The 26,246-nt window shown below is 71.7% G+C and carries 25 protein-coding genes; 9 read left to right on the forward strand and 16 right to left on the reverse strand.

The features are described 5' to 3' along the window. Positions 1 to 9: 9 nt before the first annotated feature. Complete coding sequence (locus tag AB0H56_RS29870; protein ID WP_357169466.1) at positions 10 to 762, forward strand: hypothetical protein; 753 nt, start codon at positions 10 to 12, stop codon at positions 760 to 762. 85 nt (positions 763 to 847) lie between these two features. Continuing rightward, positions 848 to 1,990 carry an acyl-CoA dehydrogenase family protein gene (locus AB0H56_RS29875; protein WP_357169469.1) on the forward strand — a complete coding sequence of 381 codons (1,143 nt, stop codon included), beginning with the start codon at positions 848 to 850 and terminating at the stop codon, positions 1,988 to 1,990. On the opposite strand, the gene AB0H56_RS29880 is transcribed toward AB0H56_RS29875, so the two are convergent. Beyond that, complete coding sequence (locus tag AB0H56_RS29880) at positions 1,991 to 2,929, reverse strand: TIGR03564 family F420-dependent LLM class oxidoreductase (protein WP_357169472.1); 939 nt, start codon at positions 2,927 to 2,929, stop codon at positions 1,991 to 1,993. Positions 2,930 to 3,075: 146 nt separating this feature from the next. Between AB0H56_RS29880 and AB0H56_RS29885 the strand changes: the two genes are divergently transcribed. Further along, positions 3,076 to 3,654: a hypothetical protein gene (locus AB0H56_RS29885; protein ID WP_357169475.1), complete on the forward strand. Its 579-nt coding sequence runs from the start codon at positions 3,076 to 3,078 to the stop codon at positions 3,652 to 3,654. Between the two features lie 6 nt (positions 3,655 to 3,660). On the opposite strand, the gene hisF is transcribed toward AB0H56_RS29885, so the two are convergent. The 4 genes from hisF to AB0H56_RS29905 all read right to left on the reverse strand — a co-directional run bounded on the left by hisF (position 3,661) and on the right by AB0H56_RS29905 (position 6,711). Then, complete coding sequence (hisF, locus tag AB0H56_RS29890; protein WP_357169478.1) at positions 3,661 to 4,464, reverse strand: imidazole glycerol phosphate synthase subunit HisF; 804 nt, start codon at positions 4,462 to 4,464, stop codon at positions 3,661 to 3,663. A 5-nt stretch (positions 4,465 to 4,469) separates the two neighbouring features. Further along, positions 4,470 to 5,291: an inositol monophosphatase gene (locus AB0H56_RS29895; RefSeq protein WP_357169481.1), complete on the reverse strand. Its 822-nt coding sequence runs from the start codon at positions 5,289 to 5,291 to the stop codon at positions 4,470 to 4,472. An 8-nt stretch (positions 5,292 to 5,299) separates the two neighbouring features. Next, complete coding sequence (gene priA, locus AB0H56_RS29900) at positions 5,300 to 6,031, reverse strand: bifunctional 1-(5-phosphoribosyl)-5-((5-phosphoribosylamino)methylideneamino)imidazole-4-carboxamide isomerase/phosphoribosylanthranilate isomerase PriA (protein WP_110040385.1); 732 nt, start codon at positions 6,029 to 6,031, stop codon at positions 5,300 to 5,302. A gap of 77 nt (positions 6,032 to 6,108) precedes the next feature. Then, entirely contained in the window at positions 6,109 to 6,711 is a 603-nt protein-coding gene (locus AB0H56_RS29905) for a maleylpyruvate isomerase family mycothiol-dependent enzyme (protein WP_357169484.1), read from the reverse strand. A gap of 222 nt (positions 6,712 to 6,933) precedes the next feature. On the opposite strand from AB0H56_RS29905, the gene AB0H56_RS29910 reads away from it, so the two are divergent. The 5 genes from AB0H56_RS29910 (at position 6,934) to AB0H56_RS29930 (ending at position 11,229) form a co-directional block, all read left to right on the forward strand. Then, positions 6,934 to 8,181, forward strand: a complete 1,248-nt coding sequence (locus AB0H56_RS29910; protein ID WP_357169487.1) for a DUF2786 domain-containing protein — start codon at positions 6,934 to 6,936, stop codon at positions 8,179 to 8,181. 289 nt (positions 8,182 to 8,470) lie between these two features. Continuing rightward, positions 8,471 to 8,860, forward strand: coding sequence for a hypothetical protein (locus tag AB0H56_RS29915; RefSeq protein ID WP_357169490.1), 390 nt, complete (start codon positions 8,471 to 8,473; stop codon positions 8,858 to 8,860). A 214-nt stretch (positions 8,861 to 9,074) separates the two neighbouring features. After that, positions 9,075 to 9,860 (forward strand): helix-turn-helix domain-containing protein, encoded by a 786-nt coding sequence (locus AB0H56_RS29920; protein WP_357169493.1) that lies wholly within the window; start codon positions 9,075 to 9,077, stop codon positions 9,858 to 9,860. 51 nt (positions 9,861 to 9,911) lie between these two features. After that, entirely contained in the window at positions 9,912 to 10,883 is a 972-nt protein-coding gene (locus AB0H56_RS29925; protein ID WP_357169496.1) for an alpha/beta hydrolase, read from the forward strand. Beyond that, positions 10,876 to 11,229, forward strand: coding sequence for a cupin domain-containing protein (locus tag AB0H56_RS29930; RefSeq protein ID WP_357169499.1), 354 nt, complete (start codon positions 10,876 to 10,878; stop codon positions 11,227 to 11,229). The genes AB0H56_RS29925 and AB0H56_RS29930 overlap by 8 nt, the downstream gene beginning before the upstream one ends. 18 nt (positions 11,230 to 11,247) lie before the next feature. Here AB0H56_RS29930 and AB0H56_RS29935 read toward each other — a convergent pair whose 3' ends face one another. The 11 genes from AB0H56_RS29935 to AB0H56_RS29985 form a co-directional block, all read right to left on the reverse strand. After that, entirely contained in the window at positions 11,248 to 11,739 is a 492-nt protein-coding gene (locus tag AB0H56_RS29935) for a nitroreductase family deazaflavin-dependent oxidoreductase (RefSeq protein WP_357169502.1), read from the reverse strand. Positions 11,740 to 11,791: 52 nt separating this feature from the next. Continuing rightward, a complete protein-coding gene (gene hisH / locus AB0H56_RS29940) occupies positions 11,792 to 12,421 on the reverse strand; it encodes an imidazole glycerol phosphate synthase subunit HisH (RefSeq protein ID WP_357169505.1) in 630 nt (209 codons plus the stop codon). Further along, positions 12,418 to 13,032 (reverse strand): imidazoleglycerol-phosphate dehydratase HisB, encoded by a 615-nt coding sequence (gene hisB / locus AB0H56_RS29945; RefSeq protein ID WP_110040540.1) that lies wholly within the window; start codon positions 13,030 to 13,032, stop codon positions 12,418 to 12,420. Before hisB ends, hisH begins: the two co-directional genes overlap by 4 nt. 26 nt (positions 13,033 to 13,058) lie before the next feature. Then, the gene (locus tag AB0H56_RS29950) at positions 13,059 to 14,186 is read right to left on the reverse strand and encodes a histidinol-phosphate transaminase (protein ID WP_357169508.1); all 1,128 of its coding nucleotides are present in this window, start codon (positions 14,184 to 14,186) and stop codon (positions 13,059 to 13,061) included. After that, positions 14,183 to 15,520 (reverse strand): histidinol dehydrogenase, encoded by a 1,338-nt coding sequence (gene hisD / locus AB0H56_RS29955; protein ID WP_357169511.1) that lies wholly within the window; start codon positions 15,518 to 15,520, stop codon positions 14,183 to 14,185. Before hisD ends, AB0H56_RS29950 begins: the two co-directional genes overlap by 4 nt. Before the next feature lie 162 nt (positions 15,521 to 15,682). Then, entirely contained in the window at positions 15,683 to 17,290 is a 1,608-nt protein-coding gene (locus AB0H56_RS29960; protein ID WP_357169514.1) for a serine/threonine-protein kinase, read from the reverse strand. Between the two features lie 88 nt (positions 17,291 to 17,378). Next, entirely contained in the window at positions 17,379 to 19,121 is a 1,743-nt protein-coding gene (locus tag AB0H56_RS29965; RefSeq protein ID WP_357169517.1) for a penicillin-binding transpeptidase domain-containing protein, read from the reverse strand. Positions 19,122 to 19,165: 44 nt separating this feature from the next. Continuing rightward, a complete protein-coding gene (locus AB0H56_RS29970; protein WP_357169520.1) occupies positions 19,166 to 21,241 on the reverse strand; it encodes an acyltransferase family protein in 2,076 nt (691 codons plus the stop codon). Between the two features lie 130 nt (positions 21,242 to 21,371). Continuing rightward, positions 21,372 to 22,244 (reverse strand): arylamine N-acetyltransferase, encoded by an 873-nt coding sequence (locus AB0H56_RS29975; protein ID WP_357169523.1) that lies wholly within the window; start codon positions 22,242 to 22,244, stop codon positions 21,372 to 21,374. Between the two features lie 136 nt (positions 22,245 to 22,380). Then, positions 22,381 to 23,370 carry a TAXI family TRAP transporter solute-binding subunit gene (locus AB0H56_RS29980; RefSeq protein WP_357169526.1) on the reverse strand — a complete coding sequence of 330 codons (990 nt, stop codon included), beginning with the start codon at positions 23,368 to 23,370 and terminating at the stop codon, positions 22,381 to 22,383. A gap of 50 nt (positions 23,371 to 23,420) precedes the next feature. Continuing rightward, positions 23,421 to 25,526, reverse strand: a complete 2,106-nt coding sequence (locus AB0H56_RS29985; protein ID WP_357169529.1) for a TRAP transporter fused permease subunit — start codon at positions 25,524 to 25,526, stop codon at positions 23,421 to 23,423. 115 nt (positions 25,527 to 25,641) lie between these two features. Between AB0H56_RS29985 and AB0H56_RS29990 the strand changes: the two genes are divergently transcribed. Then, positions 25,642 to 26,193, forward strand: coding sequence for a hypothetical protein (locus AB0H56_RS29990; protein ID WP_357169628.1), 552 nt, complete (start codon positions 25,642 to 25,644; stop codon positions 26,191 to 26,193). Positions 26,194 to 26,246: the final 53 nt, after the last annotated feature.

The following is a 26,246-nucleotide window of genomic DNA, read 5'->3' on the forward strand; positions in this document are numbered from 1 at the left end:
GGATCACCGATGAAGATGTCCACCACGCTCGCGACCGCCGCACTGACGGCCCTTGCCCTCGGTATCGGCACCGGGACCGGCCACGCCGCACCGGCACAGCCGCAGACCGAAGTGCACTACGAGGTCAGCAGGCAGGGCGATGCCGCCGTCGTCACCACCGGTGACGGCAAACTGACCGTCGTCGACGGCCAGCTGGTGCTCACCACCGCCGCCGACGTGCCGGTCGCGGCGCTGCCGCTGTCGTATCGCCTCGACGACAAGCTGTTCCCGATCGCGGCGACCGTGGAGGGCGACAGGGCGACCCTGACGCCCGCCCGCGAAGGCGGTACCCCGGTGGCGGCCGCGACCGACCTGGTCAGCGCGGACGCGGCGGCGAAGCAGATCGCCGAATCGTTCACCCCACGTGACCAGACCGCGCTCGGCGTGCTCAGCCAGCGGCTCGGTATCGGCAGCGCCGTGGCCGCGATCGTCGGCGCCGTGGTGGGCGGCGGGGTCGGCTGCCTGGTCGGCGGCGCGGCGGGCGCGGCGATCGCCAGCCCGGTGATCGCGCTGCTGGTGCCGTGGGTCGGCGCGACCGTCGCCGGGTGCGTGCTCGGCGCGGCCACCCTCGGCGCGGTCGGCACCATGGTCGGGCTGATCACCGTCGGCGGACCGCTGGCGCTGTTCTCGGCCTACCAGTACTTCTCGACGATCCTCGCGCCGTGCCCGGCCGAGCTCGGCGCCTACTGCAAGGACCCCGCGGTCCCCGCGCCCGCGAAGTAACACGGTCCCACCGCATCTCGCCGTCCCGCCCGCACCGCCGGGCGGGACGGCTCGTGGCCGTACATCGGCCGGTCAGGAGTTCGTCATGCGCAGAACAGTGTTCGACGCCGGGCACGACGCGTTCCGGGCGCGCCTCCGCGCCTTCATCGACGCCGAGGTCGTACCCAGCTTCGGCAAGTGGTACGACGAGGGCCTGGTCCCCCGCGAATTCTATTACCGGCTGGGCGAACTCGGCGTCTTCGGGATCGAGGCGCCGGTCGCCTACGGCGGCGCCGGGCAGTCCTCGTTCGGGTATCGGGCGGTGCTGGCCGAGGAGATCGCCAGGGCCGCCGTCTCCTTCGGCGGGTCGAGCGCGCACGTCACCCGATGTCTGCCGCTGGTGCGCACCCTGGCCACCACGGCGCAGCAGCAGCGCTGGTGGCCCGGAATCATCACCGGCGAGACCATGTTCGCGCTCGCCGTCGCCGAGCCCGGCGCCGGGTCCGAGCCGGCGGACATGCGGACCACCGCGCCGCTGGGCACCGACGGCGTGTACGTGGTGAACGGGTCCAAGACCTTCGTCACCGGCGGGGTGCACGCCGATCGCGTCATCGTGTGCGCGCGGACGGCGGCGCCGCGGGCCGACGATCCGTCCTATGGGCTCTCGCTGCTGGTGGTCGACACCGCCGCGCCCGGCTTTCGCGTCGGCCGCCAGCTGGACACGCTGGGCCGCAAGGTCAGCGACACCGCCGAACTCACCTTCACCGATGTGCGGGTCCCGGTCAGCGAGGTGCTCGGCACCCCGCACCGCGCGGTCGAGCACCTGGCCGCGCAGCTGCCGCGCGAACGGCTCGGCATCGCCGTCAGCGCCTACGCCCAGGCCAAGGCGGCGATCCGGTTCGCCCGCCTGCACACCGCCGACCGCGCCCCCCGGCCCGGTTTCCAGAACACCCGGTTCGAGCTCGCCGCCTGCCGCGCCGAGGTCGACGCCGTCGAGGCGGTCGTCGACCGCGCCCTCACCGCCCACGATCAGGGCGAACTCGACCCCGCCGACGCCGCCTCGGCGAAACTGTTCGCCACCGAGACCGCGGGCCGGGTGATCGACCGCTGCCTGCAACTGCACGGCGGCACCGGCTATCTCACCGACTCCCCCATCGCCCGTCTCTACGCCGACCACCGCATCGACCGCATCCTCGGCGGCACCGGTGACGCCCTGCGCGCACTCCTCGCCACCGACATGGGCCTGTAGTCAGCCCGCGCGCTGGAGTTCGCCGAGCAGGCGCCAGGTGCGCTGCTGGTCTTCCGGGGTGGTGAGGTCGGTCTGGGAGAAGACGACGTCGGTGGCGCCCGCGGCGAAGTAGTCGGCCACCCGGGCGGCCACGGTCTCCTCGTCGCCGAGCACCACGAGGTCGGCGGCCCGTTCGACGCCGGACAGCGCGATCACCCGCTGATAGGACGGAATGGTGTCGTAGAAGGCGGTATTCGCTTCGGCGGCCGCGCGGGCGGCGGCCAGGTCCGCGGTGACGACTCCGGGGACCAGGGCGACGACACGCGGTCGCGGCCTGCCCGCGCTGTCCGCCGCGGCACGCAGCGGCTCGACGATGTGCTCGGCCAGCGCATCGGGCCCCACCAGGAAGGGCAGGGTGCCGTCGGCCAGTTCGCCGGTGGCCCGCAGCGCCTGTGGTCCCATCGCCGCGACCAGCACCGGCACGGTGGGCCGCGCGCCGGCGACCGCGGCGGGCATCGGAGTGGCGGCGGTGACCGTCTCGCCGTGGAAGTCGACCGCGCCGGTGTCGAGCACCGAGCGCAGGGCGGTGAGGAATTCGCGCAGCCGGGTCGCGGGCCGGTCGAACGTGCCGCCGAACGCCCGCTCGGACAGCTCGCGCGCGCCGAGCCCGAGCCCGAGCGTGAACCGCCCGCCGGTGGCCGCCTGCGCGGTCTGCGCCTGACTCGCCACCAGCAGCGGATGCCTGCCCGGCACCGGCACCACCGAGGTCCCGACCTCGATACCGGGCACCTCGCGCCCGATGAGCGCCGCCACCAGCAGCGCGTCGTGCGAAAAGGTCTGCCCGAGCCACACCGAACGCACCCCCGCCGCGGCGGCGATCCGAGCCTGTGCGACGGCCGCGTCCACGGCGTTCCCGGACCGGTCGAGAGCGAAGGGTGACAACGCGATTCCGATACTCATGCCTGTGGCAACGCCCGGACCGCCGGCACCCGTACCGATCCGCGCACGCTGATTCCATCCCCGGACGACCGCATCGCCCCCGTCGTCCCCTCCGGTGGACCGTTGTCTACGATCGGTCGAGCAATTTCATATCTATGGGGGGATTCATGAATCCACAGCAGCCGTTCCAGCCTTCGGGACCGGTGGAACATCCGCGGCACCAGGGCTTTTCGCACCAGGGCGCGCCGATCGAGATCACCTACACCTGCGACGGCGACACCGCCCGCCGGCTCAATCGCGGTGCGGCACTGGTCACCTGGCGCCTTCCCGCGAAATGGGGATTCCTGCTCGCGATACCCGCCTTCCTGCTCTTCCGGGGCACGATCTCGATCCTGTCCGACGGCGGCGAGGCGGTGCTCGGTGAGATGGCGCGCGCGTTCTTGCTCGTGCTCGCGTTCGAGCTGGTCGTGGTCACCGTCATCACCGGCATCCAGCTCGCGCGGGTGAATCCGAAGTTCACGGCCGTCGCGGGGCCGGGCCATCGGATGAGCGTGCGGTACACCGGCGACACGATGCATCTGTGGCAGACCAGCGGGCAGGTCAGCAATCGCTACGCCGACATCAAGCGCGTTCTCACCCAGGATGACGTGGTCTTCGTGCAGCCCAACCGAACCGAGGGTTTCGTCCTGCCTCGCGAGCTCGTGCCCGATGCCGCGCTCGCCCGCCTGCGCGGCGCCGCGGCCTGAGCGGTGTCAGCGGACGGTGATGCCGTCCGCGCGCATCGCCGACTTCACCTGGCCGATGGTGAGATCGCCGAAGTGGAAGACGCTGGCGGCCAGGACGGCGTCGGCGCCGGCGTGCACGGCAGGCGGGAAGTGTTCCACGGCGCCCGCGCCGCCGCTGGCGATCACCGGGACGGTGACCGCGGCGCGGACGGCGGCGATCATCGGCAGGTCGAACCCGGCCTTGGTGCCGTCGGCGTCCATCGAGTTGAGCAGGATCTCGCCGACGCCGAGTTCGGCGCCGCGGATGGCCCATTCGACCGCGTCGATACCGGTGCCGCGCTTGCCGCCGTGCGTGGTGACCTCCCAGCCGGACGGGGTGTCGGGCTGTCCGTCGGGCACGGTGCGCGCGTCCACCGACAGCACGATGCACTGCGAGCCGAAGCGCTGCGACATCTCCGAGAGCACCTCGGGGCGGGCGATGGCGGCGGTGTTCACCGACACCTTGTCCGCGCCCGCGCGCAGCAGCCGGTCGACGTCGGCGACGGTGCGCACGCCGCCGCCGACGGTGAGCGGGATGAAGATCTGCTCGGCCGTGCGGGTCACCACGTCGAGCATGGTGCCGCGGTCGCCGGTGGAGGCGGTGACGTCGAGGAAGGTCAGCTCGTCGGCGCCCTGGGCGTCGTAGGTGGCGGCGAGTTCGACCGGGTCGCCCGCGTCGCGCAGATTCTGGAAGTTGACACCCTTGACCACGCGGCCCGCGTCGACGTCGAGGCACGGGATCACGCGGACGGCCAGGGTGCTCGGCGCCGCGGTGTCGGTGCGCGCTGTCATCGTGTTCATCCTCGTTCTTCGTCGCTGACCGTCAGGATCATGTCCAGGAGTTCTTCGTGCACGCCGGGCGCGGCCGCCAGCACCGAGCCGGAGGTGATCGTCCACGGGGCCCCTGCCAGGTCGGTCACGACGCCGCCCGCGGCCCGCACCAGCGCTACCCCGGCGGCGTTGTCCCAGGGATGATGGCCGAACACGACCGCGCCGCCGAGCGTGCCGGAGGCGGTGAACGCCAGGTCGATACCGGTGGCGCCGTGCATGCGCACCCGCGAGGAGAGCCTGCTGAGCGCGCCGAGCAGGTCGAACCGGAACTGACCGGGGATGCGTCCCGCCGAGTCGACGTTGAACGCGCCGAAGCCGATCATCGCGTCGGCCAGTTTGCCCGGCCGCAGCGGCGGCAGCACCACGCCGTCGAGCCGCACCGGCCCGCCGACGACCGCGGCATAGCGGCGGCCGAGCAGCGGCAGCCAGGTCAGCCCGATCACCGGCTCGCCCTCGTGCACGAGCGCGAGCAGCGTGCCCGACATCGGGTGGCCGGAGGAGTAGTTGAAGGTGCCGTCGATCGGATCGAGCACCCAGGCCGTGCCCGAGGTGAGCGCGGGGCCGCCGAATTCCTCGCCGTGCACCGCGATGCCGGTGCGCTGGTGCAGCTCGGCGGAGATGGTGCGTTCGAGTTCGAGGTCGAGTTCGGTGGCGAAATCGTTGCGGCCCTTGGCGACCGCGCTCGGCGCGCCGATGCCCTCGACGAAGCGGGGGACGGTCCTGTCCAGGACCTGGGTGGCGATGGCCAGCAGGTCGGTCAGCTCGGCGGTGCTCGGTGCGGCGGTCATCGTGGGCGTCAGCGCACCGCGGCCAGTGCCTCGGGCAGGGTGAACCGGCCCGCGTACAGCGCCTTGCCGATGATCGCGCCCTCCACGCCGTCCTCGGCGAGGCCGGCGATCGCGACGAGGTCGTCGAGCACCGAGATCCCGCCCGAGGCCACGACCGGCGCCTCGGCAGCGTTGGCCACCTGGCTCAGCAGGTCGAGGTTGGGGCCGGTCAGGGTGCCGTCCTTGGAGACGTCGGTGACGACGTAGCGCGCGCAGCCGTCGCGTTCGAGGCGCTCGAGCACCTCCCACAGGTCACCGCCGTCGGTCACCCAGCCGCGGCCGCGCAGGCGCCATTCCCCGTCGATCTGCTTGACGTCGAGGCCGACGGCCACCCGGTCGCCGTATTCGCCGAGCACGCGGGCGCACCACTGCGGGTCCTCGATCGCCGCCGTGCCGATGTTCACGCGCGCGCAGCCGGTGGCCAGGGCGGCCTTCAGCGAGTCGTCGTCGCGGATCCCGCCGGACAGTTCCACCTTGACGTCGAGTTCACCGATCACCTGGGCGATCAGTTCGCGGTTGCTGCCCTTGCCGAACGCGGCGTCCAGGTCGACCAGGTGCACCCACTCGGCGCCCGCCTGCTGCCAGGCCAGCGCGGCATCGCGCGGGGAGCCGTATCCGGTTTCGCTACCGGCCTCCCCCTGCACGAGGCGCACGGCCTCCCCATTGGCGACATCGACCGCGGGCAACAGCACAAGACTCACGTGATCAGACTAGTAGGTCTGGAGTCCTGCTCCGCGCACCGGTCCACGCCGCTGAGCGCTGTGTCACTCCCGCGCGGTCAGCGCGAGCGGCGGCGCAGTTCGGGAACCCCGCCGCCGGTGAGCTCGTCCAGCACGACGGCACGGCCGACGACGGCGAGCGCGATGGCCTCACCGGGCCCGCGGACCTCGGGCCCGTCACCCCACGACCAGTCGACATCGGTGGCGACGAAACGCAGTCCCCTGGTGCGCCTGCCCGGGAAGGCGAACGGGTCGGGATAGGACAGCACGGCGGTGAGCCGGTCGGCGGGAATGGCGCGCGGGCGGTGCAGCGGGCGGCGGATGTCCTGCTGATGCACCAGCAGGTCCGACAGCATCAGCCGCGGCGAGTAGCGCGACAGCCGCCCCGAGTCGTGTTCGAACATGTGCACCAGCTGCGCGGTCGGCAGGTGGGCGAAGGAGGCCGCGAGCGCGTTGTTGATGCGGTCGACCGAGCCGCGATGGCGCACCGCCGCGGCCGCGTAGTCGAGGGGGCCGAGGGTGTCGGTCAGCAGATGGCCCACCACATCCCGCACCCGCCAGCCGGCGCACAGCGACGGCGTCTCCCATTCCTCTTCGGTCAGTCCACGGAGTAGTTCGGTCAGTTCCGCGCGTTCCTGGGCCAGCATCCCCCGATAGCTCATGCCGATCACTGTAGGCCGCCGCGGCGGCGCCGAACACTGTTCTCGGCGGGATTCCCTTGTCCGGGAATCGAATCCGCCGGTCCCCGTCGGCGGTCGCCGCTGCGGACCGGGCGTGCGCGTTCCACGCCGGGCGCGGTCGTCGATCGCGCGGGCGCGACAATGGGTGCCGACCGCATCGGGCCGAGTCCGGTGGCAGCCGGCGATCGAGAGGACACCGGACAGGTGGGCAAGCAGAATCGGCGACGACGCACCGGCCGCCGGGCCGTACCGAACCCCGCCGTCCTCCTCGACGCCGACGCGCTGGCGGACCCGGTGCGGATCGCCGAGGGCGTCGCGACGGCGGCGGCACAGGACGACGCGGCCGGGACCCGCCGGTTCGTCGACCAGCTGGCCGGCTCCGGACAGCTGAGCGCGGCGGTCACCGAGGGCGTCGAGCTCGCGAGCCGCCGTCTGCTCGCCCACGCCGTCGAGCACGGCTGGCTCCCGGACGACCTCCATCAGGCGGCCCGCAGGCGACTCGACACCTTCGCCCTCGCCTATCTGACCGATCTGATGGCCGTGCACCGTGCCGGGCTCGCCGCCGACGCCGTGGACGAGACCTGGCGGGCCCAGCTCGACGCGCTCGGCGCGACGGTCTGGTGGACGGGTCCGCATCTGCCCGCGTGGGCCGACCGCGCCCTGCTGACCGCCGACGAGGCCATGACCGCGGTCGTGCGGACGCTGTCGCTGCTGCTGCGGCTGCCACGGCTCGCCCCGGGCCGAACGCTGCCCGGCGCGCCCCGACGCGGTGGGGCGCCGACACGGCACGTCGACGAGAAAACCCTCGGCCGGGTCCGCGGGCTGCTCGCGAAGGCCGAGTCCACGGCGTTCCCCGAAGAGGCCGAGACCCTTTCGGCCAAGGCGCAGGAGCTGATGACCAAGTACGCGATCGACCGCGTGCTCCTGAGTGCCACCGCGGCCGAGCCCGATCCGCCCACCGCGCGGCGCATCTGGCTCGACACCCCCTACACCGACGCCAAGGCGCTGCTCGTCGACCAGGTGGCCCGCGCCAACCGGTGCCGGGCGATCTTCGTCGCCGACTGGGGCTTCGTCACCGTCGTCGGCGACGAGCCCGACCTCGACGCCGTCGACCTCCTCGCGACCTCCCTGCTCGTCCAGGCCACCAGGACGATGATCGAGACCGCCGCCGACACCGAGGAATCCCGGACCAGGGCCTACCGCAAGGCCTTCCTCACCGCCTACGCCACCCGCATCGGCGACCGCCTCACCACCGCGGCCGCCACCACCGTGGCCGAATCCCCTTCCCCCAGCACCCTTCTCCCGTTGCTCGCCACCCACGACCACCGCGTGGAAAGAGCCTTCGCCACCTACTTCCCCACCACCCGCACCCGCGGCATCACTCTGCGCAGCGCCGAGGGTTGGGCAGCGGGCACCCAGGCCGCCGACCAGGCCCACCTCGACCGCGCCTGAAACCCGCGAGCCCGCGCGGGCAACACCGAAATTGCCGAATCATTGCGATCCCGGTTGCCGATGATGCGCGACCATTGATGTGATCCGCGAGACAATGCGGATACCAGCGGAAACATCCCGTTTTCCAAGAATTAACAGTGATTATCGCCATGCCGTTTCGATTAGCTGAATCGTCGCTGCATCGATTAATTTTCGAGCTGTCGATCGGCACGAAGGTCCTTACCGAGTGCATCGCCATCTCGCACCATCGTGTTACCAGCCTGTGATTCACAGGTCGAAAGGAATTCTCATGACTCGCAAGACCCTCGCCGTCGCCGCCGCTCTCGCCGTCACCGTGCTCGGCCCGGCCGCCGCCGCGAACGCGTTCACCGGCTCGGCCGCCGCCGCTTCCGGTTCCGCCGCCCTGGGCGCGGCGGGCTCGGCCGCCGCCGGAGCCGCTGGTGCGGGCACCGCCGGGGCCACCGGTTCCGCCGCCGCTCCCGCGCTGGCCACCGGTTCCGCCGCCCTCGGCACCGGCTCGGCAGGCCTCGGCACCCTCGGCACCGGCTCGGCCGCGGCCCTGGCCGGCCTGGAACTGCTCGACACCGGCAGCTCGGCCTTCGAGGGCCTCACCAGCGGTGGCCTCAACATCATCGATTCCCTCCTCGGCGCGCGCGAACTCAACGCTCCCGCCGAATGATTCGAATGCGCTGAATTCTCCGGCCACCCCTCAGGTCGGAGCGAATGCGGTGACGCCCCGGACAGGCGTCACCGCATTCGCCTTTTCGCATTGATGCGATTATTCCTTCATCGAATTCGCCGAGTCGATTGCGAAGAATTTGCGCAATTCACGGCAGTTCTCCCGCCGGGCCGATCCGTTGCGGCCGGCGAGCCGCCCCTCGTACGCTGGTCGGGTGCGGCCGATCATGTCCGATCAGGAATTGGACGGTGGATGGGAGCTGGTGCGCGCGCGGTCCCCGAGGTGGGCGGGCGCATCACTGGCCGGGTTCCGCGATCGCGCCGCGACCGGCTCGGACATGCGGATCGTCGCGCTGCCCGCGGTGACGATGGTGGTGCAGGTCGGCGAAAGCGGCCTCACCGACACCGGCACGGGCGCGGAACACGGCGGGCTGGTCGCCGGTATCGCTCCGGGGACACCACACGTCCGCTCGGACCGGGTCGATTGCGTCGAGGTCCGGCTCTCGCCGATCACGGCCTACTCCCTGCTCGGTGTGGCGCCGCGGGACCTGCACGGCGGAGTGACCGGGCTCGCCGAGATCTGGGGTGTACGGGCCGAGCGGCTCCAGGCCCGGCTGTCCGAAACATCCCGGTGGGAGACACGATTCGAGATTGTGACCCGCTTCCTCGCAGACAGTGCGAGCCCACACCGGCCGGACCGCGAAGTCGTCGCGTGCTGGCAGCGGATCCTGGCCGACGGCGGCACCGTGCGAGTCGCCGACCTGACCGAACTCACCGGCTGGAGCCACAAGCGCCTGTGGTCGCGGTTCACCGATCAGATCGGGGTCACGCCCAAACGCGCGGCGATGGTGGTTCGCTTCCGCCGTGCCTTCGACCGGCTGGTCGCCGGGGAATCGGCCGCCGACGTCGCCATCGACTGCGGCTACGTCGACCAATCCCATCTGCACCGCGACATCGTGACGTTCGCGGGCACCACGCCGGGGGCGCTCGCTTCGCGCTGAGGGAAATTTCCTCCAAGACGCCGACGGTGGCCGCCGGTCACAGTGAGTGCCATGACCGCCACCGCATTGGCCACGCGCCTGCGCACGATCGAGCACCGCGTCGCCGGCACCTCCGGGCTGCGGACCACCGAGCGGACCCTGCCGCTGCGCAGTCCCGCCGTCCGGGTACGCGTCCGCACCACCGACGGGCCCGGCGAGCCCGTGGTCTGGATCAACGGGATCGGCGCCCCGGCGATGGCCTTCGCGCCCCTGCTCGCGCTGCTACCCGGTCACCGGCACATCCTCGTCGACCTGCCCGGCCACAACCTCGCCCCGCCGTATCGCTGGCAGGACGGTCCACTGCGCGACCTGGCGGTCGAGGTGGTGACGGGGACCCTCGACGAGCTGGGCATCGCGCGCGCCGTGCTCGTCGGCAGTTCGCTCGGTGGCCTCTTCGCCCTCTGGACCGCCCTCGACGCCCCACACCGGGTGACCGGCATCGCGGCCGTCGGCGCACCGGCGACGGCGCTGCCCGGCACCCGTCCCACCGCCGCGATGGTCGCCACCGCGCGTGCCCGGCGCGGCCGGATCGACGAGTGGCTGATGCGGCTCCCGGCGCCGCGCGTGCTCGCCCGCGCCGCCCTGGCCGAGGCACTCGGCGCCGACACCGCGCGCCGCCTGTCCGACGATCTCGTCGACCTGCACCGTCTTCCGCTGCGGTTGCCCGGGCAGGCCACGTCCTATCGCGCTCTGCTGCGCCGCTTGATCGAGGACGGCGCAGCCCGGCCGGAGACCGTGCTCACCGACGCCGAACTCGCGCGGATCGACCGTCCGGCGCTGTTCGTCTGGGGCGAGCGCGACGTCTTCGCGCCCCCCGAGCGCGCTCGCCCGTCGATCGCGAAGATCCCCGGAGCGCGCCTCGCCGTCGTCGCGGGCGGGCACGGTCCCTGGCTCGACGACACACCGTCCTGTGCCGCCCTGCTCGGCGACTTCCTCGCCGGGCTCCCCGTACCGACCACCGAAAGCGAGCTTCCCGATGCGTAGTCACGACCCCGTCGCCGTCGCCACCCGCCTCGATCCCTTCGACTTCCGGACCCTCGCCCCATTCAACGAGGGCGAGTTCTGCCTGTACTTCGGCGACCACCTCGACGCCTCCGACTGGGAGCTGCATCCCGACACCGACGAACTGCTCATGGTGTTGCGCGGGCGCGTGACCGTCGAGATCCTCACCGACGACGATCGCCGCCGGATCCCGCTCACCGCAGGGCAATTCGTGATCGTGCCCAAGGGGCACTGGCATCGTCACCTCGACGTCGACCAGGTCGTGGAGATGTACTACACCCCGGGCGCCACGATCGAGTCCACGGCGCAGGACCCGCGCGTCGGGTGAGGCGGCGGCGCCACCGCGTCAGTTCCCGGACCTGGGCCGCAGCACGACGACGGGGATCTCGCGATCGGCCCAGGCCTGATAGTGGTCGAAGTCGGCGTAGAGGTCGACGAGCAGCGGCCACAGGCGGGCACGCTCGGCGGGATCGGCGGTCACGGCGTGGACCGGATGGCGGGTCCGGCCGATCTGCACGTGGGTGTCCGGGGTGGCACACAGATTGCGGTACCACTGCGGATGGGTGGACAGCCCGCCCTGCGACGCCACGATGACGATGTCGGCGCCGTCGACGAGATACAGCAGCGGCGTGGTGTAGACCGTGCCGGACTTGCGACCCCGGTGCTCGAGCAGCAGGGTCGGCACCGGCTTGCGGAATCCCGCGCCCACCCGCCACTTCGCGCCGACCCGACCGCCGGTGCGCCGATAGACCCACACCTGCGTCTTGCCCATGATCTTGAAGATCTTGGGCAGCAACGGAGAATCGAGATGTTTCGGACGCGGCGGTGTAGCGGTCATTCCCAGACCATACATCCGCGCCGATCTGTCCGGTCTGGATGGCGGCAGCCGCCTACAGTGCCCCGATCCAGTTGCGCAGCAGGTGAGCACCCGCGTCGCCGGACTTCTCGGGGTGGAACTGGGTGGCCGAGAGCGGGCCGTTCTCGACCGCCGCGAGGAACGGGACACCGTGCTCGGCCCAGGTCAGCTTGGGCGGCGCGATGTGTTCGGCCTCGGGCAGTTCCCACTGCTGGGCGGCGTAGGAGTGCACGAAGTAGAAGCGGGTGTCGGCGTCCATGCCGGCGAACAGGGTGCTGTCGGCGGGTGCCTTGACCGTGTTCCAGCCCATGTGCGGGAGAACGGGGGCGTCGAGGCGGGCGACGGTGCCCGGCCATTCCCCGCAGCCCTCGGTCTCCACGTCGAACTCCACGCCGCGGTCGAACATGATCTGCATGCCGACGCAGATGCCGAGGACCGGACGTCCGCCTGCCAGCCGCTGACCGATGATCCGGTCACCGCGCACCGCGAGCAACCCGGCCATGCACGCCGCGTACGCGCCGACACCGGGCACGACCAGCCCGTCGGCGGCCAGCGCGGCCTGCGGGTCGGCGGTGACCTCCACCTGCGCACCGGCCCGGACCAGCGCGCGCTCGGCGGAGTGCAGGTTGCCGGAGCCGTAGTCCAGCAGCACAACGGATTTCACAGCACACCCTTCGTCGACGGAACGCCGCTGACCCGCGGGTCGATCTCGACGGCGGCCCGCAGCGCCCGCGCCACGGCCTTGAACTCGGCCTCGGTGATGTGGTGCTGGTCGCGGCCGTAGAGCACCCGCACGTGCAGGGCGATGCGCGCGTTCTGCGCGATCGACTCGAACACGTGCTTGTTGAGCACCGTCGAGTAGGACGCGCCGGGGCCGGCGCTCGGAATGATGGTGTGCACCAGGTGTTCCGGTTCGCCGGTGAACACGCAGTACGGCCGCCCCGACACGTCGACGGCGGCGTGCGCGAGGGTCTCGTCCATCGGGATGAACGCGTCGCCGAAGCGGCGGATGCCCTTCTTGTCGCCCAGCGCCTTGCCCAGCGCCTGGCCGAACACGATGGCGGTGTCCTCGACGGTGTGGTGCGCCTCGATCTCGATGTCGCCCTCGGCGCGTACGACCAGGTCGAACCCGCCGTGCTGGCCCAGCGCGGTCAGCATGTGGTCGTAGAACGGGACGCCGGTGGAGATCTCGGTCTGCCCGGTGCCGTCGAGGTCGAGTTCCACCAGGATCGACGATTCCTTGGTGACCCGTTCCACCCGTGCGGTTCTGCTCATGATGTGTTCCTCCACAGGGGAATTCGTCAGGGGGTGAGGTCGGTGCCCGCGATGTCGCGGCTCACCCGCAGGAACTCGTCGTTCTCCGCGGCGAGCCCGATGGTGGCGCGCAGGTACCCGGGGATGCCGACGTCGCGGATGAGCACGCCCGCGTCGAGGTAGTGCTGCCAGGCGGCGGCCGCGTCGGTGAACCGGCCGAACAGCACGAAGTTCGCGTCGCTGGGGATCACCCGGAAGCCCTGCTCGGTGAGCGCCGCCGCGACCCGGTCGCGCTGGGCCGCCAGTTCCGCGACGCTGCCGAGGGTTTCGTCCGCGTGCCGCAGCGCGGCCCGCGCCGCGGCCTGGGTGACCACCGACAGGTGATACGGCAGCCGCACCAGCAGGATCGCGTCGATCACCGCGGGCGAGGCGGCCAGGTAGCCGAGGCGACCGCCCGCGAAGGCGAACGCCTTGCTCATCGTGCGGGTGACCACCAGCTTCGTCGGGAACCGGTCGATCAGCGTGATCGCGCTCGGCGCCACCGAGAACTCGCCGTAGGCCTCGTCGACGACGACGATGCCGGGCGCCGCGGCCAGCAGCCGCTCGAGCTCCGCGATCGGGATGCTGTGTCCGGTCGGGTTGTTCGGGCTGGTCACGAACACCACATCGGGGCGGCGTTCGGCGATCTGCGCGACGGCGTAGTCGATGTCGAGGGAGAAGTCGCCGCTGCGCTTCGCCTCGATCCACTCGGTGTCGATGCCCTCGGAGATGATCGGGTGCATCGAGTACGAGGGGACGAAACCCAGCGCGCTGCGGCCGGGTCCGCCGAAGGCCTGCAGCAGCTGCTGCAGGATCTCGTTGGAGCCGTTGGCCGCCCACACATTCGCGGTGTCGACGGCGACGCCGGTCTGGCGGGTCAGGTACTCGGCCAGATCGTGGCGCAGCGCGACCGCGTCGCGATCCGGGTACCGGTGCAGGTCGGCGGCGGCGGCGCGCACCGACTCGGCGACGTCGTCGATCAGGGCCCTGCTCGGCGGGTGCGGGTTCTCGTTGGTGTTGAGTTGCACCGGCACCGTCAATTGCGGTGCGCCGTACGGGGATTTGCCGCGCAGGTTCTCGCGCAGTGGCAGCTGGTCCAGCGTCGCCGACGCGCCGGGCACGGTGGGGGCGCTCATGACAGCGCCTCGAAACGGGCCCGCACGGCCTGGCCGTGCGCGGGCAGGTCCTCGGCGTTGGCCAGGGCCACGACGTGGCCCGCGACATCCTTCAGCGCCGCCTCGGTGTACTCCACGATGTGGATGCCCCGCAGGAAGGTCTGCACGCTCAGGCCCGAGGAGTGCCGCGCGCAGCCCGCGGTGGGCAGCACGTGGTTGGAGCCGGCGCAGTAGTCGCCCAGGCTCACCGGTGCCCACGGCCCGACGAAGATCGCGCCCGCGCTGCGCACCCGCGCCGCCACCGCGGCGGCGTCGGCGGTCTGGATCTCGAGGTGTTCGGCGGCGTAGGCGTCGACGACGCGCAGGCCCTGGGTGATGTCGTCGACCAGGACGGTGCCGGACTGCTTGCCGCTCAGCGCTTCCCGCACCCGCGCGTCGTGCTTGACCACGGCGAGCTGGGCGTTGAGCGCGGCGTCGACGGCGTCGGCCAGCGCCACCGAGTCGGTGACGAGCACGCTCGCGGCGAGCACATCGTGTTCGGCCTGGCTGATCAGGTCGGCGGCCACGTGCACCGGATCGGCGGTGGCGTCGGCGAGCACGGCGATCTCGGTGGGGCCTGCCTCGGCGTCGATGCCGACCAGGCCGCGGCACAGCCGCTTGGCGGCGGTGACGTAGATGTTGCCGGGGCCGGTGATGAGGTCGACCGGGGCCAGCGCGGCCCCGTCGGTGTCGGTACCGCCGTAGGACAGCAGCGCCACGGCCTGCGCGCCGCCGACGGCCCACACCTCGTCGACGCCGAGCAGCGCGGCCGCGGCCAGGATCGTCGGGTGCGGCAGACCGCCGAACTGGGCCTGCGGCGGCGAGGCCACGACCAGCGAGTCCACGCCGGCGGCCTGGGCCGGGACCACGTTCATCACGACCGAGGACGGGTAGACGGCATTGCCGCCGGGCACGTACAGCCCAACCCGCTCCACCGGCACCCACTTCTCGGTGACGGTGCCGCCGGGCACCACCTCGGTGACGGTGTCGGTGCGCCGCTGATCGGCGTGCACCTTCCTGGTGCGCTCGATCGCGACCTCGAGCGCGGCGCGCACGGCCGGGTCGAGTTCCGCGAGCGCCCTGGCCAGCTCGGTGACCGGCACCCGCACCGCGGCGGGGCGCACACCGTCGAACTTCTCGCTGTAGTCCAGCGCGGCCTCGACGCCCCGGTCGCGGATGTCCTCGACGACCGGCCGCACATGATGCAGCACCGAGTCGACGTCGACCCCGCCCCGCGGCAGCGCGGTGCGCAGCTCGGCGGTGGACGGAGTACGACCGCGCAGATCGACGCGGGCGAGCTCGATGCGGGAAGTCATATCGGCGTGCGGTCCTGTCTGTGCTGGGCTCAGGTCAGCTACCAGACTATCGGTCGCCCGCCACCGCTTTTCCGGCACATCCCGCCGAAGACGACGGACCCGGCGCGATGATCGCGCCGGGTCCGTCACCGGATCGTCGTTCGTGCGACGCACGCCACAGAATCAGCGGGTGTCGCCGTCGATGCGCAGACTGCCGCCGGAGTTCACCACCCGCATGACCATGGCCTTGGTCTGGCCGTTGATGGTGATGCTGGCCAGGCGCATGTCGGTGGAGCCGTCGGCGTTGTTGCCGCTGACCGCGGTGATGCTGGCGAACGAGGTGATGGTGCGATCGGCCCAGTACTGGCGGAACGCGGTCTCGCTGCCGTAGACCTTCTGGGCCGCCGGGGTGAGCAGCGACCAGGACCCGGCGGGGTCGCTGAAGAAGTTCTCCACCAGCAGGCCCGCCGAACCGATGTCGACGGTTCCGGTGTTGGTGGTCTGCCCGAGCGCGGCCGGTGTGGCGGCGCCGCTGGCAGCGGGACCGGCCGAGGTCTGGACCGACGTCGGCGGATTCGCCTGCACCTGCGGCGATTCCGAGTCCGAGCCGTTCATCGCGCTGATGGCGACGGCGATCGCGGCGACCACCGCGCCGACGCCGGAACCGATCAGCACCGCGCGGCCCTTGCCCGCGGGCTTGCGCGGCGCGGGGGCGGGCTGGGCGGCCGTCGGCGGGTGCGCCGCGGTGTCGTGGCGCACCTGCGGACGCGGCGCGTTGTTCGAGCGGATCTGCCTGGTCGTCGCGGTGGACGCGCCCGCGTGCGAGGTCCGGTTCCCGGACTGGCGGATCACCTGGGTGGCGGCGGCCGAGTTGCGCCGGCCGTAGGCCTCGCTGGCCGGGACGAACCCGGCGGGCACGGCGTCGGCGTCGGCGAAGGCCGCCAGCGCGTGCCGCGACTCGGTCATCGTCGGCCGGTCCAGCGGTTCGGGGCTGAGCAGGTCGAGCAGGAAGTCGGTGGCCGGGCCCGCGTTGCGCGGCTCCCGCACCTGGCCGTTGGCGGCGGCGTAGAGCACGGCCAGCGGATTGGCGTTGGCGCCGTAGGGCGGTTCGCCCTCGAGCGCGTGGAACAGCGTCGCGCCGAGCGCGAACACGTCGGCGGCGGGCGTCGGGTCGGCGCCCCGGGCCACCTCGGGGGCCAGATACGCGGCGGTGCCGCAGATCAGGCCCGTCTCGGTGAGGGTGACGTCACCGGCGGCGCGGGAGATGCCGAAGTCGGTGATCTTCACCTCACCGTGCTCGCCGAGCAGGATGTTGCCCGGCTTCACGTCGCGGTGCACGAGGCCGGCCTGGTGGGCGGCGATCAGCGCGGACGCGACCTGCTCACCGATGCGGGCGACCTCGGTCAGCGGCAGCGGGCCCTTCTGGCCCAGCTCCGCCGCGAGGCTCACCGACTTGAGGTACTCCATGACCAGGCACGGATCACCGTTGTGCTCGGTGATGTCGAAGACCACGATGGCGTTGGGGTGCTGGAAGCGTGCCGCGTTGCGGGCTTCCCGAATCGCGCGCTGGCGCAAGACATCCCGCTCGCCCTCGGGCAGGCTTGGCTTGATGTGGATCTGCTTCACAGCCACGGAGCGTTGGAGGCGTTCGTCGACAGCACGCCATACAACGCCTGTGCCGCCGCTACCAATACGCTCGACCAGGCGGTAATGCTCCGCGATCTTCTGACCGGTATCGATGGCGCCTACTCCGAACCTTCTCGAAATTGTGACATCCCGCGTATTGACCATGGATATGGCCCGCGGACGAGTGTAGCTGCCCCGACGCGGGCAGCGTGCGGCAGCGTGGGTATTGCCCGCCCACCGAGCGTGACATAGATCATTGTTTCGCCCGCAGCATCCGTCCGGCGGCCTCGACCGCGGGTCCCGAGCTGCCCGCGTCGGCGACGAAGACCGCGAAGGCGAGGTCGCCGTCGATGCCGACGAACCAGCCGTGCGCGTGCTTGTCGTCGAGATATTCGGCGGTGCCGGTCTTGCCGAGCAGGCCCGGGATGTCGCGCAGCGCGGTGGCGGTGCCGGCGCTCACCGTCTCCCCCATCATGGTCTCTATCTGCGACGTCACCGCGGCGGGCACTGGCGTCGGAGGCTTGTCGGCGTTGCCGGGCTTGCCGCGCACGATGGCCGGGGCAGGCGCGGAGCCGTGCGCGAGCGAGGCCGCGACGAGCGCCATGCCGAACGGCGAGGCGGTGACGCTGCCCTGCCCGATGCTCGACTCGACCTGCTGCGCCGAATTCTGCGCGGGCGGAACCTTCCCCGTGACAGTCGTCAAGCCGGGTGTCACATAATCCACGCCGAGACCGAGTTGCGCGGCGGCCGTGGTGAGCCCGTCGGGAGGCAACCGCACCCCGAGTTCGGCCATCGTGGTGTTGCACGAGCGCACGAAGGCGGTGCGCAGCGGCACCTGCCCGAGCTCGAACTCGTCGTCGTTGGGGATGGTGCGGCCCTCGACGGTCGCGCGGCCGGGGCAGGGCAGCACGGTGTCGACACTCACCCCGCCCGCCTGCAGCGCGGCCGAGACGGTGACGGTCTTGAAGGTCGACCCCGGCGGGTAGAGGCCGGTCAACGCGATCGGTCCCTGCGCGTCGGCGGGCGCGTTCTGCGCGACCGCGAGCACCTCGCCGCTCGACGGACGCAGCGCGACGATGGCGGCGGGCTGCGTCAGCGGGGTCAGGGCGGCCTCGGCGGCGTTCAGCAGGTCGATGTCGACGGTGCTGGCGATGTCGGCGGTCGGGGCGGCGTCGGGGCCCGCGATGCGCTGGGTGCCCTGCGGAGTCTGCGCGCGCACGGCCCAGCCCGCGGCCGCGTCGGCCTGCTGCTGCCAGAGTTCGGCCAGACCGGCGGTGGTGGGTCCGGCCAGGGTCTTGTCGACGGTGAGCAGGCGGTGCTGCGGGGCGAGGGTCACCCCACGCACCTCGCTCAGCGGCTGCTGGACGGGCGCGATGTCGGCCGCGCGCAGCGCGACGGCGGTGATCGATTTCCCCTGTGCCGCGGCCAGATCCGCGCGCAGGCCCGCCTCGGTGACGCCGTGCGGCGCGAGCAGCGCGGCGAGCGCGGGCAGGTCGGCCTCTGGCGCGACCTGCACGAGGGTCACCACCTGCTGGGTCATCAGTTCGCCGCCGGTCGCGTCGAGCACGCGCGCGGGCGCCGGATAGACCGGGCTGTAGCTGAGCGGGCCGAGGTCGAGGCCGGGCGCGACGGTGGTGGGGTTCCAGTCGATCTTCCAGCCGTTGTCGTCGGCGGCGGTCCCGGTGCTGGTGTAGGTCCACTCGTCGCGGCCGTTCGGCCCGAGTTTCCAGGTGGATTCGAGGGTGAAGCCGTTGTCGTCGGTGCCCGACACCCGGACGGTGTCGTTCTTGCCGAGGTTCTCGAACAGGGTGGTCAGGGCGGGTCCGGCCTGCTCGGGCGCATCGGTGAGTGCCGCGGCGGCGGCCGCGTCACCGCTGCTCAGCGCGGCCGCGAAGGCCTCGGCGACGGTCTGGGGTTGATCGGGTCCGGACGAACAGGCGACCGGCAACAGAGCGAGCGCGAGGAGCAGGACCGGTGTCTTGCGGAGGATGCGCACGCGACCGAGGGTAGCCGCACCGCCGACGTGGGCGGCCCCGCGCGCTACCACCAGCCGGTGATCGCGGCGATCTGCCTGCCGAGCTCGGGGGCGAGCGAGCGGGCGTAACTGGCGGTCAGATGGTGTTCGTCGCGATAGATCAGGACGTTGCCCTCGACCACCCGGCAGCGCTGCGGCCTGCAGACCGCGTCGGACAGGTCGAGCAGGTGGACGTTCGGATACCCGGCCGCCGGTTCCCGCGCCGGATCGACGGCGTCGAGCGCCGCCGCGCGGTCGAGACCGCAGCTGTCGGCGTCGCCGCGGTGCGCCAGGCAGTCGGTGGCGCGGTAGAGCACACCGTCGCGGCGCAGGCGCGGGGTGTCACGCAGCGCGAGCACGTTCATCCCGCGCTCCTGCAGGGCCGACCACACCTCGAGGTATTCGCCCGGCACCTCGTCGCCGAGGCCGTCCTTGCGATAGCGGGTGGACAGGGTCAGCACCCAGTCCGGCGGCTCGGCGACGAGCCGGTCGAGCACCTCCCGCGACCATTCGTGACATTCGGGGAACGGCCAGTCGGCATAGGAGGGCTCGTCGGCGAGCACGACCGGGCAGCCCTCCTTGAGGTAGGAGACGATCCGGATCCCGTGCTCGGCGCCGAGCAGTTCCATCGCGGGAATCCAGTGCTCGGAATGCGATCCGCCGACCACGGCGATGGTGCGGGCACCGGCGGGGTCACCGTAGACGCAGGTGCGGACCTCCCGGTTGGGCGTGATGCAGCCGTCGGTGGTGGGCGGCGGGGTGTCGGCCTGCCCCTCGAACACGGTGGGGCGCATCGGTTCCCGCGGGTAGTCCGCGCCGGAGAGCAGCGCGGCGGCACCCGGATAGCGGCCGGTGTCGAGCGCCTGCGGCGGCACGGCCGGATTGGCGCGCAACACGACCTGCCAGCCCACCGCCGAGATCAGCACGGCGACCGTGAGCACGGTGACCACCAGCCCCGCCGCGGGCCGCGGCGGCCGCGCCACGACCTCCTGGCCGCGCGGCGGCAGGCGCAGGGGCGTCTCGATCAGGTGGGTGGTGGCGTAGGCCGCGACCAGCGAGACCCCGATCACCGCCAGGCCGTCGGCCAGTCCGGCGTAGGCACGGCCGGATTCGGCGAGGTAGAAGATGAGGATCGGCCAGTGCCACAGGTACAGCGGATACGCGATCGCGCCGAGCTCGGTGCAGACCCGGCCGCCCAGCACCCGGTGCGGCCACGCCGACGCCCCGGCGACGCCGAACCCCGAGGCGATCACCAAACAGGCGGCGGCCACCGGCCACAGCGCGGCGACGCCGGGGAACTGATGGGCGCCGTCGAAGAGCGGACCGCACGCGAGCACCATCAGCAGGCCGAGCGCGGCCGCCGGACCGGCCAGCAGCCGGGGCAACCGCAGCCACGGCGCGGCGACGGCCAGCGCGGCGCCGGCCAGCAGCTCCCAGGCCCGAGCCCCGCTGTCGTAGTAGGTCCAGGCCTGGTGGTTCGCCGACCCGAAGGTGGCGTAGGCGAACGAGAGCGCCCCGCCACCGACCAGGGCGACCAGCAGCGCGGGCCGCCCGATCAGCCCACGCCCGCGCAGCCGGGCCCACCCGGCCAGCACCACCAGGATCAGCAGGTAGAACTGTCCCTGCACCGACATCGACCAGAGGTGCTGCAGCGGGCTCACCGACGGGTCCGGCGCGAGATAGTCGAGTTCGGCCGTGGCGAGGTACCAGTTCTGGAAGTAGAACATCGAGCTCAGCGTCTGGGCGGCCGTCTCCCCCAGCTGGGTGTAGGGCCGCAGCGCGATCGTCGCGAGCGCGATGGCGGCCAGGACGACCACCAGCGAGGGCGTCAACCGGCGCCCGGTGCGCCGCAACGTCTCGCCCACCGCGATCCCGCCGCGCCGTTCCACCCCGCGCACGACGGCGCCGGTGAAGAAGAAGCCCGAGAGCACGAGGAACACGTCGACGCCGCCGGAGACCCGGCCCGCCCACACGTGGAAGGCGACGACGAGGGCGATCGCCACCCCGCGCAGCCCGTCCAGGTCCTGTCGCCGTCCGGCGGCGGCGTCGCGAACGACCGCCGTCTCCGGCGCGCGCGTGGACGCGGACTGAACTTTCGGCACGAAGGACCCCAACACATCGGACCCCGTGTCGATATCGGGGTAATGTTTCCCGGCAAGTAACCACCAATTTGCCGTAGTGACACCGGGGAAGCAAACCGCCGTGCCGTGTCAGGGGTCGATCAGCGTGGGGTCAGACGGTTCTCCACGGCAGCGCCACGAGGGTCTCCGCGTCGGATTCGTCCAGGTCGATGTCGAAGATCTCGGCCAGCACCTTCGGCAGTTCGCCGGGTTCGAGTTCGCGTGATCGCGCGGTGCCGTCGGGGTATTCGGTGGTCAGGGTCACGTCGTCGAGAACGTGATGCACCTCGGGCAGGAAGCGCTGCAGGAAGGGCCGGGTGGTGAACGGCGAACGCGGCGAAGTGGACACGAAGTGATTGCCGACGGCCCAGTCGATGCGGTACTGCGGGTTCTCGGTGAAGGTGTAGCGGTCGATCCAGCCTTCGTGGCTGCGCTGGAACAGCACCCACAGGTCGCCGTCGGTGTCGTCGACGCGCCGTTCCAGGCGGTAGTGCCAGTCGCCGAGCGTGAATTCGCCGCGCCCGTCGACCAATTCGTACGGCGCGAGCGGACCGAAGCCGAAGCCCACGTCACAGATCCACACGCGATCGTCCTCGGGCGTGGTCACCCGCAGCAGCGCGTGGGTGGCCGGGCGCAGCGCCCCGGTGGCCAACGCGCCATAGGTGACCCGTCCACTCAGCCCGGAGACACCGAAGCCGAAGCGTTCCAGCGCGGCCGCGAACAGTCCGGCGTTCTCGAAACAGTAGCCGCCGCGACGGCGGCGGATCAGCTTGTCCTGCAACGCGTCCAGGTCCAGCCGGATCCCGCGACCGAAGATGATCTCCAGATTCTCGAACGGGATCGTGGTGGTGTGGGCGTGAACCAGGGCGTGCAGGGTGTCGACGGTGGCCGTGCGCGGCCCCTCGTAGCCGATCCTGGACAGGTAGGCGTCGAGGTCCAGGTCTTCACCCAGCCAGCGGTCATCGCGGTGCACGGCATCGGTCATACGACGCACAACCGCCGCGCGGCGACCCTTGTTCCCGATTCACCCGGCGCGTCGAGCCTGCCGCCCGTGCCCCACGGACTCCTGCCGTGACCGGCCGCCCGGCCCACCGAACCGGGCGGCACGCTTCGACGCCGGATCAGCCGAGCGCGACCTCGGACCCGCGGTGCAGCTGCACCGGAGCGGTCTTGCTCGCGGTATCGGCGTTGATGCCCTTGGCGGCCGGGTTCGCCTGTTCCAGCTGGGGTTTGCGATCCAGCAACGTCTTGGTGAGCACGCAGGCCAGGTTGGCGTCGAGGTCCTCGCGGACGACGAGCAGGTTGGGCACCACGATGGTGGGCACGTCGGCGGCGAGGCCGTAGGTGGCCGCCGGGATGGGCGCCGTCTCGTAGACCGGGTTGATCTCCTTCAGCTTCGGCAGCACCCCGGTGATGTCGAGGAAGCGCACCTTGTCCCTGGCGGTGGTGAACAGGTCGGTGATGCCGGGCGTCGGCAGGCCACCGGACCAGAACATGGCGTCGATCGAGCCGTCCTTGAGCCCGTCGACGGTCTTGGTCAGGTCGAGCCGCTGGGCGGAGACGTCGGTGTCGGGGTTGAGCCCGGCGGCCTGCAGCACCCGCTGGGCGATCACCTCGGTGCCCGACTTGGGCGATCCGGTGGACACCCGCTTGCCGCGCAGGTCGGCCAGGGAGTTGATGCCTGCGTCGGTGCGCACGAGCACCTGGGTGTAGTTGTCGTAGAGGCGGGCCAGCGCGCGCACGGGCTGCGCGGTGGTGAAGCTGCCCTTGCCCTGGACCGCGTCGGCGGCGGTGTCGGCCAGCGAGAATCCCACCTGGTAGGTGCCGCCGACGACCTGCTGGATGTTCTGCACCGAGGCGCCGGTCTCGGCGGCGGTCGCCTTGACCTTGCCGTCGGTGGCGGCCGAGACCTGTTCGGCGTAGGCGTTGCCGAGCGCGAAGTAGACCCCGGTCGCGTTGCCGGTGGCGATGCCGATCCTGGTGTCCTGCTTCACCTCACAGGTCACCTCGCCGCCGCCGTCGGCCGTCGGGGTGTCCTGGCGCCCACCGCAGCCGGTGAGCAGGGCGGCCGCGGCCGACACCGCGACCAGGGTGACAACTGTTCTGACCATGAGATCCCCTCTCGTCGACGGCCACGCTGCCGCCCGCTGATGTCCACGGATCACGGTGTGTCCGTGGCTGTTCGACGCCGCATCCGGTCGACCGCGCCCGCGAGCACGGCCACGACCAGCACCGCGAGTCCGATCGCGGTCGCGGTCGGAGCCGGGTACAGCAAGGTCAGCCCGGCCGCCGCGGCCAGTCCGCGCGGGATCGGCCCGATGGCGCCGACACCGAACAGCCAGCCGCCGGTCGCCGCCGCCAGCGCCGCGACGCCGACACAGGCGGCCGCGCTCACCCAGAGCACGTCGAGCAGCGCGCCGCGCCCCAGCAGGTGCTGGCCGGAGTCGGTGAGCACGAACATCAGCGGCACCAGGAAGGCGGGCAGCGCGTAGCGCAGTGCCGCCCACATCGTCGGCACCGCCTTGGCCCCGGTGACCGCGGCCGCGCCGACCGCGGCCAGCGCGGTCGGCGGCGTCACCTCCGAGAGCACCGAGAAGTAGAAGACGAACATGGCGGCCGCGGGCGCGGCGACATCAAGATCCAGCAGCGCGGGCCCGATGATCACCCAGCCGATCACGAACGACGCCGTCACCGGCACCGCGAGGCCGAGCAGCGACAGCGCGACCGCGGCGAGCACCGCCGTGGTCGCCAGCACCACCGCGGGGTCGTCCGACAGCACCGAACCGGCCTTGACCAGCAGCGACGCCAGTTGCGCGCCGAGTCCGGTCTTGGTGGTCATCGCCGTGATCACGCCCGCGGCGGCGCACACCGCCACCACGGGCAGCGCCGAGCGCATGCCGTAGGCCAGGGCCCGCAGAGCGTCGAGGACGAAGGCGCCGACCTCCCGCCGCGACCAGCCCTGCCGCGGTGTGCCGGAACCCTCCTCCCCCGCACGGGTTTCCGCCCTGGCGCGCAGGATCCGGTCCGGGACGGCCAGGATCAGGGCGAGCACCATCGCGTAGACCACGGCGCGGGTCGCGCTCATCCCGGCCAGCAGCAACACGACGATCACGATCAGCGAGGAGAAGTGATAGCCGAAGCGCCCCAGCAGCTTCCACCACGGTGTCGGCAGCGGCCCGTCGGCCAGGTCGGCGGGCGCGCGGCCCTCGGCGTGGATGCGGCGGGCGTCGATCTCGACCGACAGCAGGATGCCGAGGTAGTAGAGCAGGGTCGGGATCAGGGCCCAGCCGAGCACCGTCACGTACGCCACGTCGAGATATTCGGCGACGATGAACGCCGCGACACCGAGCGTCGGCGGGGACAGGATCGCGCCGACACCGGCGGCGGCGAGCATCCCGCCCGCCTGTTCGGGCCGATAGCCAGCCCGGCGCAGGATCGGCCAGGTCACCGCGCCGGTGCTCACCGCGGTCGCGGTGCCCGAGCCGGAGACGGTGCCGAGCAGGAAGCCGGAGACGACGGCCGTGCGTCCGGCCGCGCTGTGCGAGCGGCGGAACAGCGAGACCGAGAGGTCGACGAAGAACCGTGCGGCGCCGGAGAATTCGAGCACCGCGCCGTAGAGGGTGAACAGCACGATGTAGCTGGCCGCGACGTCGAGCGGCGTGCCGTAGAAGCCGCTGCCGGAGTTGTACAGCGCGTCGACGATCTGGTCGACATCGAGCCCGGCGTGCGCGATCGTCCAGTTCTGCGGCAGGAGACCGCCGTAGTAGCCGTAGGCGAGGAACACCAGGCAGACCGCGGGCAGGATGATCCCGGTGGTGCGCCGGCAGGCCTCGAGCACCAGTACCAGCAGCAGTCCGCCCATCACCACGTCCAGCGGCGCCAGCATGCCCTGCCGGTCGAGGAACGCGTCGTAGCCGCCACCGCCCTCGCCGAGGGTGAACGGCAGCACCGGATACAGGCACACGATCGCGGTGACCACGGCCAGCACCCAGTCCAGCGGCGCGGGCCCGTCGGCCTTGTCGAGCCTGCCCCACCCGGACCGGTAGGCCAGGAAGACCAGCGGAAGGGCGACGGCGAGGAAGACGACCAGGTAGTACTGGGAGCCCTGCGGCAGCGGCCGGAACACCTGCCACAGCGCGAGCATCGCCAGCCCGAACGACACCACGGCCACCAGCCGCGCCGGAAATCCCCCGAGCGTGCGCGCGGGCCGTTCTTGATCATCCACGCCCAGTTCGGCCGAGGTCACGACCGGTGGCGCTGCACTCATGAGCGGACGATAGCAACGGGATTCGCGCGTGGGAGTGAAATCGACCACACCCTGTTCTGCACAAAATGGACACTTCGAACCCGTCCACGCCGACGGGAATACTGCGGTGGTGGCAATGCGCAGAATCTCGGTGGTCGGGACGTCGGGCTCCGGCAAGAGCACGTTGGCAGGCGAGATCGCGCGCCGGCTCGGGATACCGCACATCGAACTGGACGCCATCCATCACCAGGCCGGCTGGACGCCCATGCCCGCCCCCGAATTCCGGGCCGCGGTCGCCGAACGGATCGCCGGGGACACCTGGGTGGTCGACGGCAACTACCGGACCAAACTCGGTGACCTGGTGTGGCGACGCGCCGACACCGTGGTCTGGTTCGATCTGCCACGGTCGCTGGTCATGCGCCAGATCGTCACCAGGACGGTCGGTCGTGCGGTGACCCGGCGTGAGCTCTGGAACGGCAACCGCGAGGCGTGGCGTGACATGTTCTCGCGTGACCCGGCGCGGTCGGTGATCCGGTGGGCGTGGACCACGCACGCCACGAACCGGGCGAGACATCTTGCCGCGCAGGAAGATCCCGCCTACGGGGACGTGACGTTCGTCCGGCTCGACTCGCGCCGGGCGGTGGCCGAATTTCTCGACGGGCTCGACGGTCAGGCGACGAGCGGCTGAGGGGGCCGCGCGTGCCGAATGTGGGCGACGGCCATGTCCCGACGCGGTATCTG

Origin of the sequence: Nocardia sp. NPDC050717 (assembly GCF_040654275.1) — a bacterium.
Lineage (GTDB): Bacteria > Actinomycetota > Actinomycetes > Mycobacteriales > Mycobacteriaceae > Nocardia.

What these genes read in the sequence shown, in the direction of transcription:
- AB0H56_RS29870 (WP_357169466.1), top strand. Translation starts at nt 10, where the DNA reads ATGAAGATGTCCACCACGCTCGCGACCGCCGCACTGACGGCCCTTGCC.
- AB0H56_RS29875 (WP_357169469.1), top strand. Translation starts at nt 848, where the DNA reads ATGCGCAGAACAGTGTTCGACGCCGGGCACGACGCGTTCCGGGCGCGC.
- AB0H56_RS29880 (WP_357169472.1), bottom strand. Translation starts at nt 2,929, where the DNA reads ATGAGTATCGGAATCGCGTTGTCACCCTTCGCTCTCGACCGGTCCGGG.
- AB0H56_RS29885 (WP_357169475.1), top strand. Translation starts at nt 3,076, where the DNA reads ATGAATCCACAGCAGCCGTTCCAGCCTTCGGGACCGGTGGAACATCCG.
- hisF (WP_357169478.1), bottom strand. Translation starts at nt 4,464, where the DNA reads ATGACAGCGCGCACCGACACCGCGGCGCCGAGCACCCTGGCCGTCCGC.
- AB0H56_RS29895 (WP_357169481.1), bottom strand. Translation starts at nt 5,291, where the DNA reads ATGACCGCCGCACCGAGCACCGCCGAGCTGACCGACCTGCTGGCCATC.
- AB0H56_RS29905 (WP_357169484.1), bottom strand. Translation starts at nt 6,711, where the DNA reads ATGAGCTATCGGGGGATGCTGGCCCAGGAACGCGCGGAACTGACCGAA.
- AB0H56_RS29915 (WP_357169490.1), top strand. Translation starts at nt 8,471, where the DNA reads ATGACTCGCAAGACCCTCGCCGTCGCCGCCGCTCTCGCCGTCACCGTG.
- AB0H56_RS29925 (WP_357169496.1), top strand. Translation starts at nt 9,912, where the DNA reads ATGACCGCCACCGCATTGGCCACGCGCCTGCGCACGATCGAGCACCGC.
- AB0H56_RS29930 (WP_357169499.1), top strand. Translation starts at nt 10,876, where the DNA reads ATGCGTAGTCACGACCCCGTCGCCGTCGCCACCCGCCTCGATCCCTTC.
- AB0H56_RS29935 (WP_357169502.1), bottom strand. Translation starts at nt 11,739, where the DNA reads ATGACCGCTACACCGCCGCGTCCGAAACATCTCGATTCTCCGTTGCTG.
- hisB (WP_110040540.1), bottom strand. Translation starts at nt 13,032, where the DNA reads ATGAGCAGAACCGCACGGGTGGAACGGGTCACCAAGGAATCGTCGATC.
- AB0H56_RS29950 (WP_357169508.1), bottom strand. Translation starts at nt 14,186, where the DNA reads ATGAGCGCCCCCACCGTGCCCGGCGCGTCGGCGACGCTGGACCAGCTG.
- hisD (WP_357169511.1), bottom strand. Translation starts at nt 15,520, where the DNA reads ATGACTTCCCGCATCGAGCTCGCCCGCGTCGATCTGCGCGGTCGTACT.
- AB0H56_RS29960 (WP_357169514.1), bottom strand. Translation starts at nt 17,290, where the DNA reads ATGGTCAATACGCGGGATGTCACAATTTCGAGAAGGTTCGGAGTAGGC.
- AB0H56_RS29975 (WP_357169523.1), bottom strand. Translation starts at nt 22,244, where the DNA reads ATGACCGATGCCGTGCACCGCGATGACCGCTGGCTGGGTGAAGACCTG.
- AB0H56_RS29980 (WP_357169526.1), bottom strand. Translation starts at nt 23,370, where the DNA reads ATGGTCAGAACAGTTGTCACCCTGGTCGCGGTGTCGGCCGCGGCCGCC.
- AB0H56_RS29985 (WP_357169529.1), bottom strand. Translation starts at nt 25,526, where the DNA reads ATGAGTGCAGCGCCACCGGTCGTGACCTCGGCCGAACTGGGCGTGGAT.
- AB0H56_RS29990 (WP_357169628.1), top strand. Translation starts at nt 25,642, where the DNA reads ATGCGCAGAATCTCGGTGGTCGGGACGTCGGGCTCCGGCAAGAGCACG.